The organism is Tistrella sp. (assembly GCF_002684955.1).
Taxonomy (GTDB): Bacteria; Pseudomonadota; Alphaproteobacteria; order Tistrellales; family Tistrellaceae; genus Tistrella; species Tistrella mobilis.
Map to the genome: position 1 here is coordinate 212644 of NZ_NYWI01000029.1, position 15400 is coordinate 228043.

A 15400-nucleotide genomic window follows, 5' to 3' on the forward strand; every position below is an offset into this window, starting at 1 on the left:
TCGGCGCATGAACGGCTGATGAAGAAGGCCGGCATCTTTGGATGCCGGCCTTCTTCATCGCTTGAAACGGAAGCCGCAGCCCTCAACGGCCGAGGGTGTAGAACTCGTCATTCGGCCGCATGCGGGTGACATTGGCCATGCGGTTCGACAGGCCGAAGAACGAGGCGATGCCGGCGATGTCCCAGGCATCTTCTTCGGTGAAGCCGTGGGCGGCGAGGGTGGCGAAATCCGCTTCTTCCACCGCATAGGCTTCGAACGACACCTTCATCGCGAAATCGAGCATGGCGCGCTGACGTTCGGTGATGTCTGCCTTGCGATAGTTGATCGCCACCTGATCCGCGATCAGCGGGTTCTTGGCCCGGATGCGCAGGATGGCGCCATGGGCGACGACGCAATACTGGCACTGATTGAGATTGCTGGTGGCGACCACGATCATCTCGCGCTCGGCCTTGGTCAGGTTGCCGGGCTTGTCCATCAGCGCGTCGTGATAGGCGAAGAAGGCGCGGAATTCATCCGGCCGGCGCGCCAGTACCACGAAGACATTGGGGATGAAGCCCGATTTCTCCTGCACCTTGAGCAGGCGGTCGCGGATGTCTTCGGGCATCTCGTCGAGCGAGGGCACCGGGAAGCGGCTGATCGGCAGGGTGGCGGGTGCGGTGTCGGTCATGGCGGGGCGTTTCCGTTGGGGAGGGATTCTTAAGGGGCGGGCGGAGGCGATCGTCAGCCGAGCTCCGGGTTCACAGGCACGACCACGCGGCCGCGGACCTTGCCTTCAAGAATGCGGGCGGCGGTGGGGATCACCTCGTCGAAGCCGATTTCGGTGGTCAGCTCGTCGAGAAGCGCCGGGTCGAGGTCGCGGCCGAGGCGCTGCCAGGCCTCCAGCCGGTCGGGCCTGGGGCACATCACACTGTCGACGCCGGCAAGTGTCACGCCGCGCAGGATGAAGGGGGCGACGGTCGCCGGCAGCGACATGCCGCCGGCCAGGCCGCAGGCGGCGACCGTGCCGCGATACTTCATCTGGGCGCAGATGTTGGCGAGGGTCTGGCCGCCGACCACGTCGACCGCACCGGCCCAGCGCTCTTTCGCAAGCGGCTTGCCCGGCTCGGCAAAGGGCGCGCGGTCCATGATCTCGGCGGCGCCGAGTCGCGTCAGATAATCGGCCTCTTCGGGCCGGCCGGTCAGGGCCACGACCCTGTAGCCGAGCTTCGCCAGCACGGCGACGGCCACAGAGCCGACACCGCCCGCCGCACCGGTGACCAGCACCTCGCTCTTGTCGGGGGTGACGCCGTGTCGCTCCAGCGCCAGCACGCAAAGCATGGCCGTGTAGCCGGCCGTGCCGATGGCGGCCGCCTGACGCAGGGTGAAGGGGCTGGCGAGCGGCACCAGCCAGTCGCCCTTCAGCCGGGCCTTGCCGGCAAGCCCGCCCCAATGCACCTCGCCCACGCCCCAGCCGTTCAGCACCACCCGGTCGCCGGGCTTCCAGTCGGCATGTTCCGAGCTTTCAACCACACCGGCCAAGTCGATGCCGGGCACCATGGGGAAGCTGCGCACTACCGGGCTCTTGCCGGTGATGGCGAGGCCGTCCTTGTAGTTCAGCGTCGACCAGCCGACCTTGACCGTGACATCGCCGGCGGGCAGCCGGTCGTCGTCGAGATCGGTCTGCCGGGCATGGTAGCCGCTGTCGTCCTTGTCGATCAGGATCGCCTTGAACATCGGGGAGAGGCTCCGTTCGGGTGATGGGGTCAGATTGATGACGTGGCCGGCACCGGCGGCGGCACATGGCCGAGCAGGGCGAAGAAGCCGGCGGCGAACAGCCGGAGCGGCGCCGGGTCGCGGTCGAGCTTGGTGCGCAGAACCGCCCCTTCCCAGCCGATCCAGAAGAAGGCGGCGAGGCGGTCGCAGTCATGGGCCGGGTCGATTTCGCCTGCGGCCTGTGCCGCCCGCAGGCAGGCGGCGGTGCGGGCCTGCCAGTCCTGGAACACCGCGGCGATCTGCGCGCGGAAGCCTTCGGGCAGGGTGCCCATCTCCTGGCCCAGATTGCCCACCAGGCAGCCGCGCCGCCAGCCATGGCGGGCCATGCCCGCCTCGGCATCGGCGATGAAGCGGCCAAGCCGGGTCATCGGCGTCAGGCTGTCGTCCAGGAACCAGCGGTCGAGCTTGCGGGCGAAATAGGCCGCATAGGCGTCGATCAGCGCGGCGCCGAAGGCCTCCTTGCCGTCGAAGTAATGGTAGAAGGATCCCTTCGGGATGCCGGCCGATTTCAGGATCTCGTCCAGCCCGACGGCTGAGAAGCCCTTCTCGGTCAGGATGGCGACGCCCGAGCGCACCAGCCGGTCCCGCGCATCGACCAGCCCGGCCTTGGGCGGACGGCCCCGGCGGCGGGCAGGCATGGCGGGGGCGGCAGAGATGGTGGCATCGGTCATGCGATGAATTTAGACCGATCGTCTCTAAAATAACAAGACCTCATCCTGCGCCGGCTCGGCGGCGACCTCGATCACCTGCTGCCGCAGCCAGCGCTGTGCCGGGTGATCGTCGGTGCGCCGATGCCAGAGCAGATGAAAGGGGATCGCCGGCAGGGCCAGCGGGGGCGCAGACACGGCCAGATCCGGCCGCGCGCCCGCGACCACGCCGGCCATCAGCGTGGCCACCAGGTCGGTTTCGGCGATGATGGCTGGGGCTGCATACATCTGCGGCAGCATCAGGCCGACCCGGCGGCGGAGGCCCTGCGCCTGAAGGGCCTGGTCCACCACTCCGAAGCCGTCGCCTTCGGGGGAGACCAGCAGGTGGCGGGCGTCGAGGAAGGAAGGGAGATCGGCAAGGGCCGCCTCTGCCGGCCCACCTTTGCGGGCGATGCAGACGAAAGCTTCGGTGAACAGCGGTGCTGACAGGATGCGCGCTTCCGGGCCCGGCGGCACGCCGACGGCAAGATCTGCCACCGCCTCGTCCAGCAGGCGGATCGCATCTTCGCGCCCCTGAAAGCCGAGCACCTGCAGGTCGATCCCAGGTGCCGCCGCCGCGAGGCGCCGCCCCAGTCCCGGCAACAGGCGATGGGCCGGATGCTCCGACAGCGCAAGCGTCACCCTGGTACTGGCAGAGACCGGGTCGAAACCCGGCCTGTGGTCCAGAGCGATGTCCACCGTCTCCAGGATCTGCCCGAAGGGGCGGGCAAGGTCCAGTGCGCGCGGGGTGGGGGCGAGCCCTTTGGGGCTGCGCACGAACAGCTCGTCGCCGGTGGCGCGGCGCAGTCGGGCGAGCGCCGCGCTCATCGCCGGCTGGGTCAGCCCGATCCGCCGGGCGGCCCGGGTGACGTTGCGTTCCGCCATCAGCGCCTGAAAGGCGGCGATCAGATTGAGGTCGAAACCGTTGTGATCCACCAGATCTATGTCCTTATATGATCTGCATCGATTTCAATGATGACACAGGCTGTCCCACCTTCTCCATCGTCACCCGATGATGGAGGCATCATGCCCACGGATATCGCCCGCATTCCCCCGGCCGAAGCGCCGGATCTTTCCCCTGGCCGGCGCCTTGCACTGGAACATCTCTATGGTGGTTTCGGCACCGACGACGTCGATCTGGTCGATCTGGCGCTGACGGCGGACTGGCAGGACATTCCGCCCATGCCCGGCCAGGGCGCGGGGCCTGCCGGCATCAAGCCGATCTTCCGCCTGTTCCGGCAGGCCTTTCCCGATCTGGCGGTCGAGATTGTCGAGGTGCTGACCGGCCCCGACCGGGCGGCCGTACGCCTGATGGCGACCGGTACCCATCTGGGGCCGCTGTTCGGCGTACCGGCCAGCGGCCGGCGGGTCAGTCTCACCATCCACGAATTCCATCGCTTCGAGGACGACCGTATCGCGGTCACCCACCATATGGAGGATCTGTTCGGCCTGTTCCGTCAGATCGGCGCCTGGCCTCTGATGGAAGGAGCGGCGGCATGACCCGGAGCCTGATCCTCACCCGCATGGGGGCCACGCCCGAGCCTGGCCTTGCGGAGCTGCCGCCGCGGGAGCCGGGGCCGGGAGAGCTCCGCGTTGACATAGAGGCGGCGGCGTTGAACCCGCTGGATGCCAAGCTCGCCCGGGGCCATCTGGCCGACTGGTTTCCGATCGCACTGCCCTGGGTACCAGGCACCGATTTCGCCGGTCGGGTGGTGGCCGTCGGCGCCGGCGTGACGGGTTTCACGGCCGGAGACGAGGTCTTCGGGCGCAGCGATCCGGTTGCCGGCGGCGCCTTCGGGCCCGCGATCACCCTGCCGGCCGGCTTCGTGGCGCGGCGCCCGGCGGTGATCGATGCCGCAACCGCGGCGGCCCTGGTCACACCGGCAGCCATCGCGCTGCAGGCGTTGGACGAGGTGGCCGGCGCCGATGATCCGCTGGTGATCCTGGGCAGTGGTGCGGTGGGCACGGCGCTGGTGCAGATCGCCCGCCCTGGGCGTGCCGTGACGGTCAGCGGCCGCCATGCCGCCCGGCTCGCGGCGCCTGGGGTGCAGGTGCTTGCGGCAGAGGGGGCCGACCTCGCCGCCGCGATCGCCGGGGCCGGGGTGGTGATCGACACCGTCGGCGGCCCGCGTCAGCGGCAGGTGCTGGCCCGTCTGCGCCCCGGTGCCCGCTTCCTGGCCATCGCCGAGCCGCTGCCCGAAGATGCGGCGGTACCTGCGGGCGTCGAGGCCGGTTTCGCAGCCCTGGCAGGTGGCGGCGGTCAGCTCGATCGGATCGCCGGACTGGCGGCCGACGGCGTGCTGGTCCCCGAGATTGCGAACCGTTTCGGGATCGGGGACGCCGCGACCGTGTTCAGCGCCTGGACGGCTGGGCGTCTTCCGGCCCGTCAGGTGACGGTGCGGGAGGGCTGACCGGCAGATCAGAATCGGAATTGGCGGCAAAATTTTTCTGTAAAACAGAAAATTTTTGCCGCAACATGCGGGTATCGATGGATGGCACAGCCGAGAGGTGAAGGATCATGCGCCTGCCCGCCGCCAATCAGACGCTCGACGACGATGGTAAGGGCCGGGAGGACGGGGCCCTCTGCCGCCGCAGCCGTCGCCTGGCGCATCTCTGCGCCGCCTTTGCCGTGGCCCTGCCGGTTGGTGTGGTCGTGAGCTGTGCGGCGGGACAGGTGCCGGATCTTCCGGGCCTCTCGAAGACGATCGACCTTGCGGCGCTGGTCTGGTGGCAGGTCGGCATTGTTCTGGCCGGCATGCTGGCGCCGGTGCTGCCGGTCAGTCTGGCCCTGCTGGTGGCGCGGCGCTGCTTTCTGGCGGTCGGCCGGGGAGCCATCTTCACCATTGAGACCGTGGCCGCCCTTCGGCGGATCGCCGGTCTGGTGACGCTCGGCGGGATTGCGGGGCTGATCGCACCGACGGTTGTGGTGCTGGGGGCGACCGTTCTGGCCGCCCCCGGCCAGCGCCAGCTGGCAATCAGCATCAGCAGCGGGCCGCTGCTGACCCTGGTGCTGGGGGCCGTGGTCTATCTGATCGCCGACATCATGCATCGGGCAGCACGCATGGCGGAAGACCATGCGCAGATCGTCTGATGGCCATCGTCGTGCGTCTGGATGTGATGCTGGCCCGCCGCAAGATGAGTTCCCGGGATCTGGCGGCACAGATCGGCATTACCGAGGCCAATCTCTCCCTGCTGAAGCGCGGCCATGTGAAGGGCATCCGCTTCGAGACGCTGGAGAAGATCTGCGAGGCGCTCGCCTGCCAGCCCGGTGATCTTCTGGAGTATGAAGCACAATGACGACACGGCAGGCCCGGTCAATCGGCGGGGCCTGCCGTGTTTCGTCATTTGGCTGACGCAGCGATCAGGCCGGCCGCCTCGGGATCTCGAGCCCCCGCTGCACCGCCAGGCGGGCAAGGCCGCGCTCCAGCCAGGCCGGAACATTCACCAGCTTTTCGAAATGAACCAGATCGCCCGCGCCGTAGAAACCGATCAGGTTGCGCACCCAGCCCAGCAGCGAGATGTCGGCGATGGTGTAGTCGTCGCCCACGATCCAGTCGCGGCCGTCGAGCCGGGATTCGAGCACGCCGAGCAGGCGCTCGCTTTCGGCGCGGTAGCGCTCCAGCGGGCGCTTGTCTTCGATCTCGCGGCCGGCGAATTTGTGGAAGAAGCCGAGCTGGCCGAACATCGGCCCGACCGCCGCCATCTGGAAGAACACCCACTGGATGGTTTCGATCCGGGCGGCGGGATCGGCGGGCAGGAAGCAGCCGGTCTTTTCCGCCAGATAAAGCAGGATGGCGCCGGATTCGAACAGGCCGACCGGCCGGCCGTCGGGGCCGGCGGGATCGATGATCGCCGGGATCTTGCCGTTCGGATTGAGCGACAGGAATTCCGGCGTCCAGGTCTCGTTCTTCATGATGTCGATCAGATGTGCCTCGTAAGGCAGGCCGGTCTCTTCCAGCATGATCGACACCTTCACGCCATTGGGCGTGGCCAGGGAATAGAGCTGGATCCGGTCCGGATGGGTGGCGGGCCAGCTGCGGGTGATCGGGAAGGCGGAGAGATCGGCCATCGGGGCGTCCTTCAACAGGTCGGAACGGACAGGTGGTTGGAACGGACAGGCAGGGGCAGTCATCCTAGGCGGAGCATCGGGGACTGTCTGTCCTGCCTCATGGAAACGCACCGTTCTTTCAGCCGCCCGCCCTGCCTGTGCGGGATGTCCTTTCCGCCGGCGGCGGTTCATGGCCGAAAACGCTCCGGCCGCCATAGTCGTGGGAGCGACGGCGTTCCCCGTCGATGAAGGCGTCCAGCGACGGGCCGTCGGCGGTCTGCTCCAGCCGCCGTGCCTGTGCGTCCAGGCGGCGGATGGCGTCGAGCTTTTCGTCATTGCCGAGGGATGCGGCTTCGACCGCCGATTTCATCACCTGAATGGTCCGGTCATAGACCAGCACGGGCACCGGGAAAGGCTGCCGGTCCTTGCCGCCATGGGCGAGCGAGAAACGGGCCGGGTCGTCGAAGCGGCAGGGCGCGCCGTGGACCAGCTCGGCGACCATGGCGAGCGAGCGCACCGTCCGGGCGCCGACGCCCGGGACCATCAGCAGTTCGGCGAAATCCCGGGGGCCTGCCTCGGCGGCGGCGGCAAGCGCACCGTGCAGGCGGCGCAGGATCACGTCTCCCGGCCGGACCTCGTGACGATCGGGCATCACCAGATGCGGCAGCTCCGGCTGGGCCGTGGCGGGTGCGGGCGGGGCAGGCGTGAGGGCCGCGGCTTCCCGGACGATGCCGTCGGGCCCCAGATCCCGCAGCAGATCCAGCTGTCCGATGCGCGAGGCGGCGGCGCGGCGGTCGGTGAGGTTGACGATCCGGCCCTGATTGCGGCCGTCGATCGCGGCATGCGGGGCTTCGACGAAACTCTTCAGATCTTCCGACAGCCAGTGATAGCGACGGGCGAGGCGGGTGCCGTCGTTCATGCCCTGCTGCACCACCACCCAGCGCCCGTCATCGGCGACGATGAAGCCGTGAAGATAGAGGTCGAACCCGTCCTGCACGGCGGCGCTGTCGACCTTGGCGATCATCCGGCTGGTCCGGGCCAGGGCGCTGCCATCAAGGCCGGTGCGGTTGCCGACGGCCAGAAGTTCATCCGGTGTGGCACGGGAATGGCGGCCTCGGCCACCGCAGACATGCAGACCAAGCTCTGCCGACAGCGGCGTCAGCCCGCGCTTCAGCGCCCCCAGCACCGAGGTGGTGATCCCCGAGGAATGCCAGTCCATGCCCATCACTGCGCCGAAGGACTGAAACCAGAAGGGGTGGGCCAGGCGGCGGAGGAACTCGTCACGGCCGTAATGCAGGATGATCGCCTGCGTGATCACAGTGCCGAGCTTCGTCATCCGCTGGCCCAGCCAGGCGGGCACCCGGCCGCCATGAAGCGGCAGGTCGGCACTGCCGGCGCGTCTGGACATCAGCGGCTGCTCCGGAACGAAAGGGAAACATCCCTATCCTAACCGGCAGAAACCCGTTCTGGCAAGCAGGTGAGGGCGTGTCGCTGATATGCGATCCCGGCCACCCGCACCCCGGCAGATAGTGCTAGCATCATTGCAGATCGCACGAGGTAAGGTGACGGGTGATGGAGAAGAAGACGCAGTTTCACCTCTGGTACTGGTTCGCGGCCCTGTTCGCGCTGCTGGTGTTCCAGTATGTCTTCACCACCGCCCAGCAGGTCGCCGAGATCCCCTACAGCCGGTTCGAAACCTATCTGACCGAAGGCAAGATCGCCGAGGTCGCGGTGTCGGACCGCTTCATTCAGGGCACGCTGAAGGAGCCGCTGGAAGGCGGCCAGACCCGCTTCGTCACCACCCGTGTGGAGCCCGACCTCGCCCGCCAGCTTCAGGACAAGGGTGTGGTGGTGAAGGGGCAGGTGGAGAATACTTTCTTCCGTGATCTGCTCTCGTGGGTGCTGCCGGTCGCCCTGTTCGCCGGCGTCTGGATCTTCATCCTGAGGCGGATGGGGGCAGGGCTCGGCGGCGGCATGATGCAGGTCGGCAAGAGCAAGGCGAAGGTCTATGTCGAACGCGACACCGGCGTCACCTTCGACGATGTCGCCGGCGTCGACGAGGCAAAAGACGAGCTGAAAGAGATCGTCGCTTTCCTGAAGGATCCGAAGGGCTATGGCCGGCTGGGCGCACGCATGCCCAAGGGTGTTCTGCTGGTCGGTCCTCCCGGCACCGGCAAGACCCTGCTCGCCCGGGCGGTGGCGGGTGAGGCGGGGGTGCCGTTCTATTCGATCTCGGGCTCCGAATTCGTCGAGATGTTCGTGGGCGTGGGCGCGGCACGGGTGCGGGACCTCTTCGCCCAGGCGCGGGAGAAGGCGCCGGCGATCATCTTCATCGACGAGCTTGATGCGCTTGGCCGCGCCCGGGCGATCGGGCCGATGTCGGGCGGTCAGGACGAGAAGGAGCAGACCCTCAACCAGCTGCTGGTCGAACTCGACGGCTTCGACCCGTCATCGGGGCTGGTTCTGCTGGCGGCGACCAACCGGCCGGAAATTCTGGATCCGGCCCTGATGCGCGCCGGCCGCTTCGACCGTCAGGTTCTGGTCGACCGCCCCGACAAGCCCGGGCGGATCCAGATCCTGAACGTCCATATGAAGAAGGTCGATCTGGCCCCGGATGTGGATGCGGCCAGGGTGGCGGCGCTGACGCCGGGCTTCACTGGGGCGGACCTCGCCAATCTGGTCAACGAGGCGGCGCTGCTCGCCACCCGCCATGGCCGCGACGCGGTGACCATGGAGGATTTCAACGACGCGGTGGAGCGGATCGTCGCGGGGCTTGAGAAGCGCAACCGGCTGCTGAACCCGCGTGAGCGCGAGATCGTGGCCCATCACGAAATGGGCCATGCGATCATGGCGAGCGTGCTGCCCGGGGTCGATCCGGTCCACAAGGTCTCGATCATCCCGCGCGGCATCGGCGCGCTCGGTTATACCATCCAGCGGCCGACCGAGGACCGCTTCCTGATGACCCGGACCGAGCTTGAAAACAAGATGGCGGTGCTGTTGGGTGGCCGGGCGGCGGAATGGGTGGTCTATCATCATCTTTCAACCGGTGCGGCCGACGATCTCGCTAAGGTGACCGACATCGCCCGCGCCATGGTCACCCGCTATGGCATGTCGGAGACGCTGGGCCAGGTGGCGCTGGAGCGTGACCGGCGATCCTTCCTCAGCCCGGAGGATCTGACCGGCATGCCGCGGCCGCGCGATTTTTCGGATGTGACGGCGGCGGCGATCGATGCCGAGGTCCGCCAGATCGTCGATCAGGCTTTCGAGCGGACGGTGGCCGCGCTGACCGAACGCCGGGCGCTGCTCGACCGTGCCGCCCATCGGCTGCTGGAAGAGGAGACCCTGGACGGCGACACCTTGAAGGCGATGATTGCCGGCACCGCCTGACCGGATTTGACCGGGGTCAAATCGCCCTCCCGGCCCCTGTGCGAGAGTGCCTGCCGAGGTGACGGCACTGCGGGAGATGGCGAGATGAAGGCGATGGTTCTGCAGCGGCCGGGAACGGCGCTGGTCATGGAGACGCGGCCTGATCCCGAACCGGGCCCCGGGCAGATCCTGGTCCGGGTTCTGGCCTGCGCGGTCTGCCGCACCGATCTGCACGTGGTCGACGGCGACCTGCCGGACCCGAAACTGCCGGTGGTGCCGGGGCATGAAGTGGTGGGCGTGGTCGAGGCGCTGGGCGCCGGCGTCGACCCGTCGCTTGCCGGGCGGCGGGTGGGGGTGCCCTGGCTGGGGCATGCCTGCGGCACCTGCCGCTATTGCGGCATGCGGGCCGAGAACCTGTGCGATTTCCCCGAATTCACCGGCTACACCCGCGATGGCGGGTTCGCGACCCACATGCTGGCCGATGCCGGTTTCGCCTTTCCGCTGGCCGATGATCTGGACCCGGTGGCGACGGCGCCGCTGATGTGTGCCGGGCTGATCGGCTGGCGCTCGCTCAAAATGGCGGGGGAGGCCGACCGGATCGGGCTCTACGGCTTCGGCGCCGCCGCCCATATCATCGCCCAGGTCTGCCGCTGGCAGGGGCGGGAGGTCTTTGCCTTTACCAGCCCGGGCGACAGCGCGGCGCAGGCTCATGCCCGGGTCCTGGGCGCGGTCTGGGCCGGCGGCTCGGATCAGGCGCCGCCGGCGGAGCTGGATGCGGCGATCCTGTTCGCGCCGGTCGGCGATCTGGTGCCGAAGGCGCTGGCCGCTGTGCGCAAGGGCGGCATCGTGGTCTGCGGCGGCATCCATATGAGCGACATCCCGTCCTTCCCCTACAGCCTGCTCTGGGGCGAACGCCGGCTGGTGTCCGTCGCCAATCTCACCCGTGCCGATGGTCATGAATTCCTGGAGCTGGCGCCGCGGGCCGGCGTGAAGACCTCGACGACCATCTACCCCCTGGCCGATGCCAACCGCGCGCTCGACGATCTGCGCCATGGCCGGTTTCAGGGGGCGGCCGTGCTCGTGCCCTGACGGGTCCACGTGGCGTCGGAAGCTGTTTCTTCCTGCCTTCGATCCATCGACAATGGGCGGATCGAAGCCGCAGCCCCGAATGCCGCGGCACAAAGCGGGAGGAGACGAGGAGATGGCGAACAACCGGCGGTCCGCCAACATCACCCAGGGCGTGGCGCGCTCGCCCAACCGGGCGATGTATTACGCCCTGGGTTACGAGGCGGCCGATTTCGACAAGCCGATGATCGGCATCGCCAACGGCCATTCCACGATCACGCCCTGCAATGCCGGGCTGCAGCGGCTGGTGGATGCCGCGACGGTTGCCGTCAGGACGGCAGGGGCCAATCCGCAGGTCTTCGGCACGCCCACCATCTCGGACGGCATGGCGATGGGCACCGAGGGCATGAAGTACTCGCTGATCTCGCGCGAGGTCATTGCCGACTGCATCGAGACCTGCGTCCAGGGCCAGTGGCTGGACGGGGTGCTGGTCGTCGGCGGCTGCGACAAGAACATGCCGGGCGGGATGATCGCGCTCGCCCGCTGCAATGTGCCGGGCATCTATGTCTATGGCGGGACGATCAAGCCGGGACGCTGGAAAGGCCAGGACCTGTCGATCGTCTCGGCCTTCGAAGCCGTCGGCGCCTTCATGGCCGGCCGGATGTCACAAGAGGATTTCGAGGGCGTCGAGCGCAACGCCTGCCCGTCGACCGGATCCTGCGGCGGCATGTATACCGCCAACACCATGAGCTCGTCCTTCGAGGCGCTGGGCATGGCGCTGCTCTATTCCTCGTCGATGGCCAATCCGGACGAGGAGATCGTGGCGGGTGCTACACGGGCGGCCGAGGTGCTGGTGAAGGCGGTGGAGGCGAACCTCTGCCCGCGCGACATCATCACCCGCAAATCGATCGAGAATGCCGTGGCGCTGATGATGGCGACCGGCGGTTCGACCAATGGCGTGCTGCATTATCTGGCGATCGCCCATGCCGCCGGTGTGGAATGGTCGCTGGACGATTTCGAGCGGGTGCGCCGCAAGGTGCCGGTGATCTGCGACCTGAAGCCCTCGGGCCGGTTCATGGCGGTGGATCTGCACAAGGCGGGTGGCGTGCCGCAGGTTCTGAAGATCCTGCTGAATGCCGGGCTGATCCATGGCGACTGCATGACCATCACCGGCCGGACGCTGGCCGAGGAGCTGGAGCATGTGCCTGACGAGCCGCGGGCCGATCAGGAGGTGATCCGCCCGATCAGCCGGCCGATCTATGACGAGGGCCATCTCGCCATCCTGAAGGGCAACCTGGCGACCGAAGGTGCCGTCGCCAAGATCAGCGGGCTGAAGAACCCGGTGATCACCGGGCCGGCGCGGGTGTTCGACGACGAGCCTTCGGCGATGGAGGCGATCCTGGGCGACCGGATCCGCCCGGGCGATGTGGTGGTGCTGCGCTATCTGGGCCCGAAGGGCGGCCCGGGCATGCCCGAGATGCTGGCGCCGACCTCGGCGATCATCGGCCGCGGGCTGGGTGAGAGCGTCGGGCTGATCACCGATGGCCGGTTCTCGGGCGCGACCTGGGGCTTGGTGGTCGGCCATGTGACGCCCGAGGCGAGCGAGGGCGGCACCATCGCGCTGGTAAAGGAGGGCGACGAGATCACCATCGACGCCCATCGCCAGCTGATTCAGCTGAATGTGAGCGATGCCGAGCTGGAGACCCGACGGGCGGCCTGGACGCCGCCTGCACCGCGCTATACCCGCGGCGTGCTGTCGAAGTTCGCCAGGCTGGCCCGTCCGGCGAGCGAGGGGGCTGTGACCGACTGAGCCCTTCCCGGGGTGAAGCCGCCGTCTCAGGCGGCGGCTTCGCCTTCCGGGGCACCATAGGGGGCGTTGATGCGCGCCTGATCGGCGAGCCGGGCCCAGACCGGGGTGTGGTCGGACGCCTTGTCGCGACCACGTGGCGCACGATCGATATCGGCGGCTTCCAGCCGGTCGCAGGCTTCGGGCGAGAGCAGAAGATGGTCGATGCGCAGGCCGTGATCCTTCTGCCACATGCCGGCGCGGTAATCCCACCAGCTGTAGCGGCCGGCTTCGGCATGAAGCGCGCGGAAGGCATCGGTCCAACCCTGGTGGAGCACGGCGCGGAAGCGGCGACGTTCTTCCGGATGGAACAGCACGTCGCCGGCCCAGCCCTTGGGGTCGTAGAGATCGCCGGCCTCGGGCGCGATGTTGAAATCGCCGCCGATCACCGCCGGGCGGCTGGCATCGCCCAGCATCGACCGGGCATGGCTGACGAAGGCGTCGAGGAAGGCGAGCTTGTAGGGGAATTTCTCCGACGTCACCGACTGGCCGTTCGGCACATAGACGCTGGCCACCCGCACGCCCTGGTCGCCGATCGCCACCGTGCCCTCGATCCAGCGCGCCTGCTCGTCCTCGAAGCCCGGCAGGCCGCGGGTGACGTCGGTGATCGGTGCCCTGGCCAGGATCGCGACGCCGTTATAGGTCTTCTGGCCGTGGGCGGCGAAATGATAGCCGGCCGCCTCGATCTCCGCCGCGGGGAACCTGTCGGTCTCGAGCTTCAGTTCCTGAAGCAGCACGATGTCCGGCGTCGCTTCGGCCAGCCAGTCGAGCACATGACCAAGACGGGCCTTGAGCGAATTGACGTTCCAGGTGGCGATGATCATCGGGGGCGGGCTGCCTCAGAACACGCTGAACGAGGTGCCGCAGCCGCAGGAGGCCGTGGCATTCGGATTGGTGACCGCAAAGCGCGAGCCGGTCAGATCCTCGACGAAATCCAGCTCCGAGCCGATGATGAACGGGATCGACGCCTCGTCGACCAGCGCCTCGGCGCCGTCGCGGGCGATCACCACGTCTTCCGGCTGCACGCCGTCCTTGTCGATCGAGAATTCGTACTGGAAGCCCGAGCAGCCACCGCCCGAGACGGCGATGCGCAGCCGGACGGTCACGCCTTCCTTCTCGGCGATGCGGTTGATGTGGCGGGCGGCGCGGGCGCTCAGCGTCAGCGGCGGCAGGCCGGGCGCGCCGGCGGAGCCGTTGCCCGAGGTAAGGGCGGCGTCGGAAGCGGCCATCTGCTGGACCTCCTCGCAGGTCGATACCGGATCGCGGGTTTCTCACCCGTTTATTGGATCCAAGATGTAGGGAAGCATGGCGCCCAGGTCAACGACGGCCTGCCCTGTGCCTGTTGATGGCCCGGTGGCTTCGGCGTAGCCTGAAGCGGCTTGCCGGTGCCGTCCTGGTGCCGGCGATGCCGAGAGGTCGACGAGGAAGAGCATGGCCGCAGCGGACCCCCGGGACACATCGTCCCGTCTCGCCCCCTATGCCTGTCGCCCGACCCGCGGCCGACTGATCGACGAGCCCGAAAGCCTGATCCGCTCGCCCTTTCAGCGGGATCGAGACCGGGTGGTTCACGCCCGGGCCTTCCGGCGGCTGATGTACAAGACCCAGGTCTTCGTCAGCCACGAGGGCGACCATTACCGCACCCGCCTGACCCACAGCCTGGAGGTGGCGCAGATCAGCCGCACCATCGCCCGGGTGCTGGGCCTTGATGAGGATCTGGCCGAGGTGGTGGCGCTGGCCCATGATCTGGGCCATCCGCCCTTCGGCCATGCCGGCGAAGAAGCGCTAGCCCAGGCGGCCGCGGATTTCGGCGGTTTCGACCACAATGTCCAGGCGCTTCGGGTGATCACCATGTTCGAGCGGCGCTATGCCGCCTTCGACGGGCTGAACCTCAGCTGGGAAACCATCGAGGGGATCGCCAAGCATAACGGGCCCATGACCGGGCCGCTGGCCGATCCCCGCCCCAAGCCGCCGGTGGTGACCGAGACCCTGGCCGCGATCAGCAGCATCAAGCCGCTGGATCTGGACGGCTGGCCGTCGATCGAGGCGCAGGTGGCGGCGCTTGCCGACGACATCGCCTACATCACCCACGACATCGATGACGGGCTCCGGGCAGGATTTCTGTCGATCGCGGATGTGGCGGAGCAGCCGCTGGCGGGACCACTGCTCCAGCAGCTGGTGGCGGACTATCCGGGGCTTGAACAGCGCCGGCTGATCGGCGAACTTCTGCGCCGCCTGATCGATCGCATGGTCACGGATCTGATCACGGAAACCCGGTGCCGGATCGCTGCGGCGGGCATCGCCCATGCGGATGATGCACGGGCGCTGGGCGCGCCGACGGTTGCGTTTTCCGCCGAGATGGACCAAGACAGGCACGCGATCAAAGCCTATCTGTTCGGCGCGCTCTATCGACATGTCCGGGTCAACCGGATGACATCGAAGGCGCGCCGGGTGGTGCGGGACCTGGTGGCGCTGTTCCTGGCCGAACCGGAATGCCTGCCTGACGGGTGGCGTGAACGGGCGGAAGGGCCGGGGAATGCCGCCACCGCCCGGGTGGTCGTGGACTATGTGGCGGGCATGACCGACAGGCATGCCCGTGACGAGTACGAAAAGTTGTTCAACCCATTCGTCAGGACGTGA

16 protein-coding genes are annotated in these 15400 nt (G+C 68.0%); 8 read left to right on the forward strand and 8 right to left on the reverse strand.

Annotation, left to right across the window (positions count from 1 at the left end; all coding sequences use genetic code 11):
- Positions 1–82: 82 nt before the first annotated feature.
- From CMO28_RS07975 to CMO28_RS07990, 4 genes are read right to left on the reverse strand one after another with little or no spacing between them, the layout of a single operon-like run.
- Entirely contained in the window at positions 83–667 is a 585-nt protein-coding gene (locus tag CMO28_RS07975; protein WP_014745009.1) for a peroxidase-related enzyme, read from the reverse strand.
- A 53-nt stretch (positions 668–720) separates the two neighbouring features.
- Positions 721–1713, reverse strand: coding sequence for an MDR family oxidoreductase (locus CMO28_RS07980; protein ID WP_296712161.1), 993 nt, complete (start codon positions 1711–1713; stop codon positions 721–723).
- Positions 1714–1742: 29 nt separating this feature from the next.
- Positions 1743–2423 carry a TetR/AcrR family transcriptional regulator gene (locus tag CMO28_RS07985; RefSeq protein ID WP_296712164.1) on the reverse strand — a complete coding sequence of 227 codons (681 nt, stop codon included), beginning with the start codon at positions 2421–2423 and terminating at the stop codon, positions 1743–1745.
- A 24-nt stretch (positions 2424–2447) separates the two neighbouring features.
- Positions 2448–3374 (reverse strand): LysR family transcriptional regulator, encoded by a 927-nt coding sequence (locus tag CMO28_RS07990; RefSeq protein WP_296712165.1) that lies wholly within the window; start codon positions 3372–3374, stop codon positions 2448–2450.
- 90 nt (positions 3375–3464) lie between these two features.
- Between CMO28_RS07990 and CMO28_RS07995 the strand changes: the two genes are divergently transcribed.
- From CMO28_RS07995 to CMO28_RS08010, 4 genes are all read left to right on the forward strand, one after another.
- On the forward strand, positions 3465–3938 hold the full coding sequence (locus CMO28_RS07995; RefSeq protein ID WP_296712167.1) for an ester cyclase: 474 nt from the start codon (positions 3465–3467) through the stop codon (positions 3936–3938).
- Positions 3935–4849, forward strand: a complete 915-nt coding sequence (locus CMO28_RS08000) for an alcohol dehydrogenase catalytic domain-containing protein (RefSeq protein WP_296712170.1) — start codon at positions 3935–3937, stop codon at positions 4847–4849. Before CMO28_RS07995 ends, CMO28_RS08000 begins: the two co-directional genes overlap by 4 nt.
- Positions 4850–4956: 107 nt before the next feature.
- Complete coding sequence (locus CMO28_RS08005; protein ID WP_296712171.1) at positions 4957–5529, forward strand: DUF2975 domain-containing protein; 573 nt, start codon at positions 4957–4959, stop codon at positions 5527–5529.
- Entirely contained in the window at positions 5529–5735 is a 207-nt protein-coding gene (locus CMO28_RS08010; RefSeq protein WP_296712173.1) for a helix-turn-helix domain-containing protein, read from the forward strand. Before CMO28_RS08005 ends, CMO28_RS08010 begins: the two co-directional genes overlap by 1 nt.
- A 64-nt stretch (positions 5736–5799) precedes the next feature.
- Here CMO28_RS08010 and CMO28_RS08015 read toward each other — a convergent pair whose 3' ends face one another.
- Together CMO28_RS08015 and CMO28_RS08020 are read right to left on the reverse strand one after the other, a co-directional pair.
- A complete protein-coding gene (locus CMO28_RS08015) occupies positions 5800–6507 on the reverse strand; it encodes a glutathione S-transferase N-terminal domain-containing protein (protein ID WP_296712174.1) in 708 nt (235 codons plus the stop codon).
- 118 nt (positions 6508–6625) lie between these two features.
- Entirely contained in the window at positions 6626–7894 is a 1269-nt protein-coding gene (locus CMO28_RS08020) for a DUF763 domain-containing protein (RefSeq protein WP_296712177.1), read from the reverse strand.
- 164 nt (positions 7895–8058) lie between these two features.
- Between CMO28_RS08020 and ftsH the strand changes: the two genes are divergently transcribed.
- The 3 genes from ftsH to ilvD all read left to right on the forward strand — a co-directional run bounded on the left by ftsH (position 8059) and on the right by ilvD (position 12727).
- Positions 8059–9873, forward strand: a complete 1815-nt coding sequence (gene ftsH / locus CMO28_RS08025) for an ATP-dependent zinc metalloprotease FtsH (protein WP_296712179.1) — start codon at positions 8059–8061, stop codon at positions 9871–9873.
- An 84-nt stretch (positions 9874–9957) separates the two neighbouring features.
- The gene (locus tag CMO28_RS08030; RefSeq protein WP_296712182.1) at positions 9958–10941 is read left to right on the forward strand and encodes a zinc-dependent alcohol dehydrogenase family protein; all 984 of its coding nucleotides are present in this window, start codon (positions 9958–9960) and stop codon (positions 10939–10941) included.
- A 112-nt stretch (positions 10942–11053) separates the two neighbouring features.
- Positions 11054–12727: a dihydroxy-acid dehydratase gene (ilvD, locus tag CMO28_RS08035; RefSeq protein WP_296712186.1), complete on the forward strand. Its 1674-nt coding sequence runs from the start codon at positions 11054–11056 to the stop codon at positions 12725–12727.
- A gap of 26 nt (positions 12728–12753) precedes the next feature.
- Here the strand turns inward: ilvD and xth are convergent, their stop codons facing one another.
- Positions 12754–13587 (reverse strand): exodeoxyribonuclease III, encoded by an 834-nt coding sequence (gene xth / locus CMO28_RS08040; RefSeq protein ID WP_296712188.1) that lies wholly within the window; start codon positions 13585–13587, stop codon positions 12754–12756.
- Between the two features lie 15 nt (positions 13588–13602).
- Positions 13603–13992, reverse strand: coding sequence for a HesB/IscA family protein (locus tag CMO28_RS08045; RefSeq protein WP_296712191.1), 390 nt, complete (start codon positions 13990–13992; stop codon positions 13603–13605).
- Positions 13993–14194: 202 nt separating this feature from the next.
- On the opposite strand from CMO28_RS08045, the gene CMO28_RS08050 reads away from it, so the two are divergent.
- On the forward strand, positions 14195–15400 hold the full coding sequence (locus CMO28_RS08050) for a deoxyguanosinetriphosphate triphosphohydrolase (protein ID WP_296712192.1): 1206 nt from the start codon (positions 14195–14197) through the stop codon (positions 15398–15400).

Bases quoted from the DNA above. Each gene is read 5' to 3' on its own strand.
- ilvD (WP_296712186.1), top strand. From the start codon at position 11,054: ATGGCGAACAACCGGCGGTCCGCCAACATCACCCAGGGCGTGGCGCGC.
- ftsH (WP_296712179.1), top strand. From the start codon at position 8,059: ATGGAGAAGAAGACGCAGTTTCACCTCTGGTACTGGTTCGCGGCCCTG.
- xth (WP_296712188.1), bottom strand. From the start codon at position 13,587: ATGATCATCGCCACCTGGAACGTCAATTCGCTCAAGGCCCGTCTTGGT.
- CMO28_RS08005 (WP_296712171.1), top strand. From the start codon at position 4,957: ATGCGCCTGCCCGCCGCCAATCAGACGCTCGACGACGATGGTAAGGGC.
- CMO28_RS08015 (WP_296712174.1), bottom strand. From the start codon at position 6,507: ATGGCCGATCTCTCCGCCTTCCCGATCACCCGCAGCTGGCCCGCCACC.
- CMO28_RS07975 (WP_014745009.1), bottom strand. From the start codon at position 667: ATGACCGACACCGCACCCGCCACCCTGCCGATCAGCCGCTTCCCGGTG.
- CMO28_RS08050 (WP_296712192.1), top strand. From the start codon at position 14,195: ATGGCCGCAGCGGACCCCCGGGACACATCGTCCCGTCTCGCCCCCTAT.
- CMO28_RS07995 (WP_296712167.1), top strand. From the start codon at position 3,465: ATGCCCACGGATATCGCCCGCATTCCCCCGGCCGAAGCGCCGGATCTT.
- CMO28_RS08030 (WP_296712182.1), top strand. From the start codon at position 9,958: ATGAAGGCGATGGTTCTGCAGCGGCCGGGAACGGCGCTGGTCATGGAG.
- CMO28_RS08000 (WP_296712170.1), top strand. From the start codon at position 3,935: ATGACCCGGAGCCTGATCCTCACCCGCATGGGGGCCACGCCCGAGCCT.
- CMO28_RS07980 (WP_296712161.1), bottom strand. From the start codon at position 1,713: ATGTTCAAGGCGATCCTGATCGACAAGGACGACAGCGGCTACCATGCC.
- CMO28_RS08045 (WP_296712191.1), bottom strand. From the start codon at position 13,992: ATGGCCGCTTCCGACGCCGCCCTTACCTCGGGCAACGGCTCCGCCGGC.
- CMO28_RS07985 (WP_296712164.1), bottom strand. From the start codon at position 2,423: ATGACCGATGCCACCATCTCTGCCGCCCCCGCCATGCCTGCCCGCCGC.
- CMO28_RS08020 (WP_296712177.1), bottom strand. From the start codon at position 7,894: ATGTCCAGACGCGCCGGCAGTGCCGACCTGCCGCTTCATGGCGGCCGG.
- CMO28_RS08010 (WP_296712173.1), top strand. From the start codon at position 5,529: ATGGCCATCGTCGTGCGTCTGGATGTGATGCTGGCCCGCCGCAAGATG.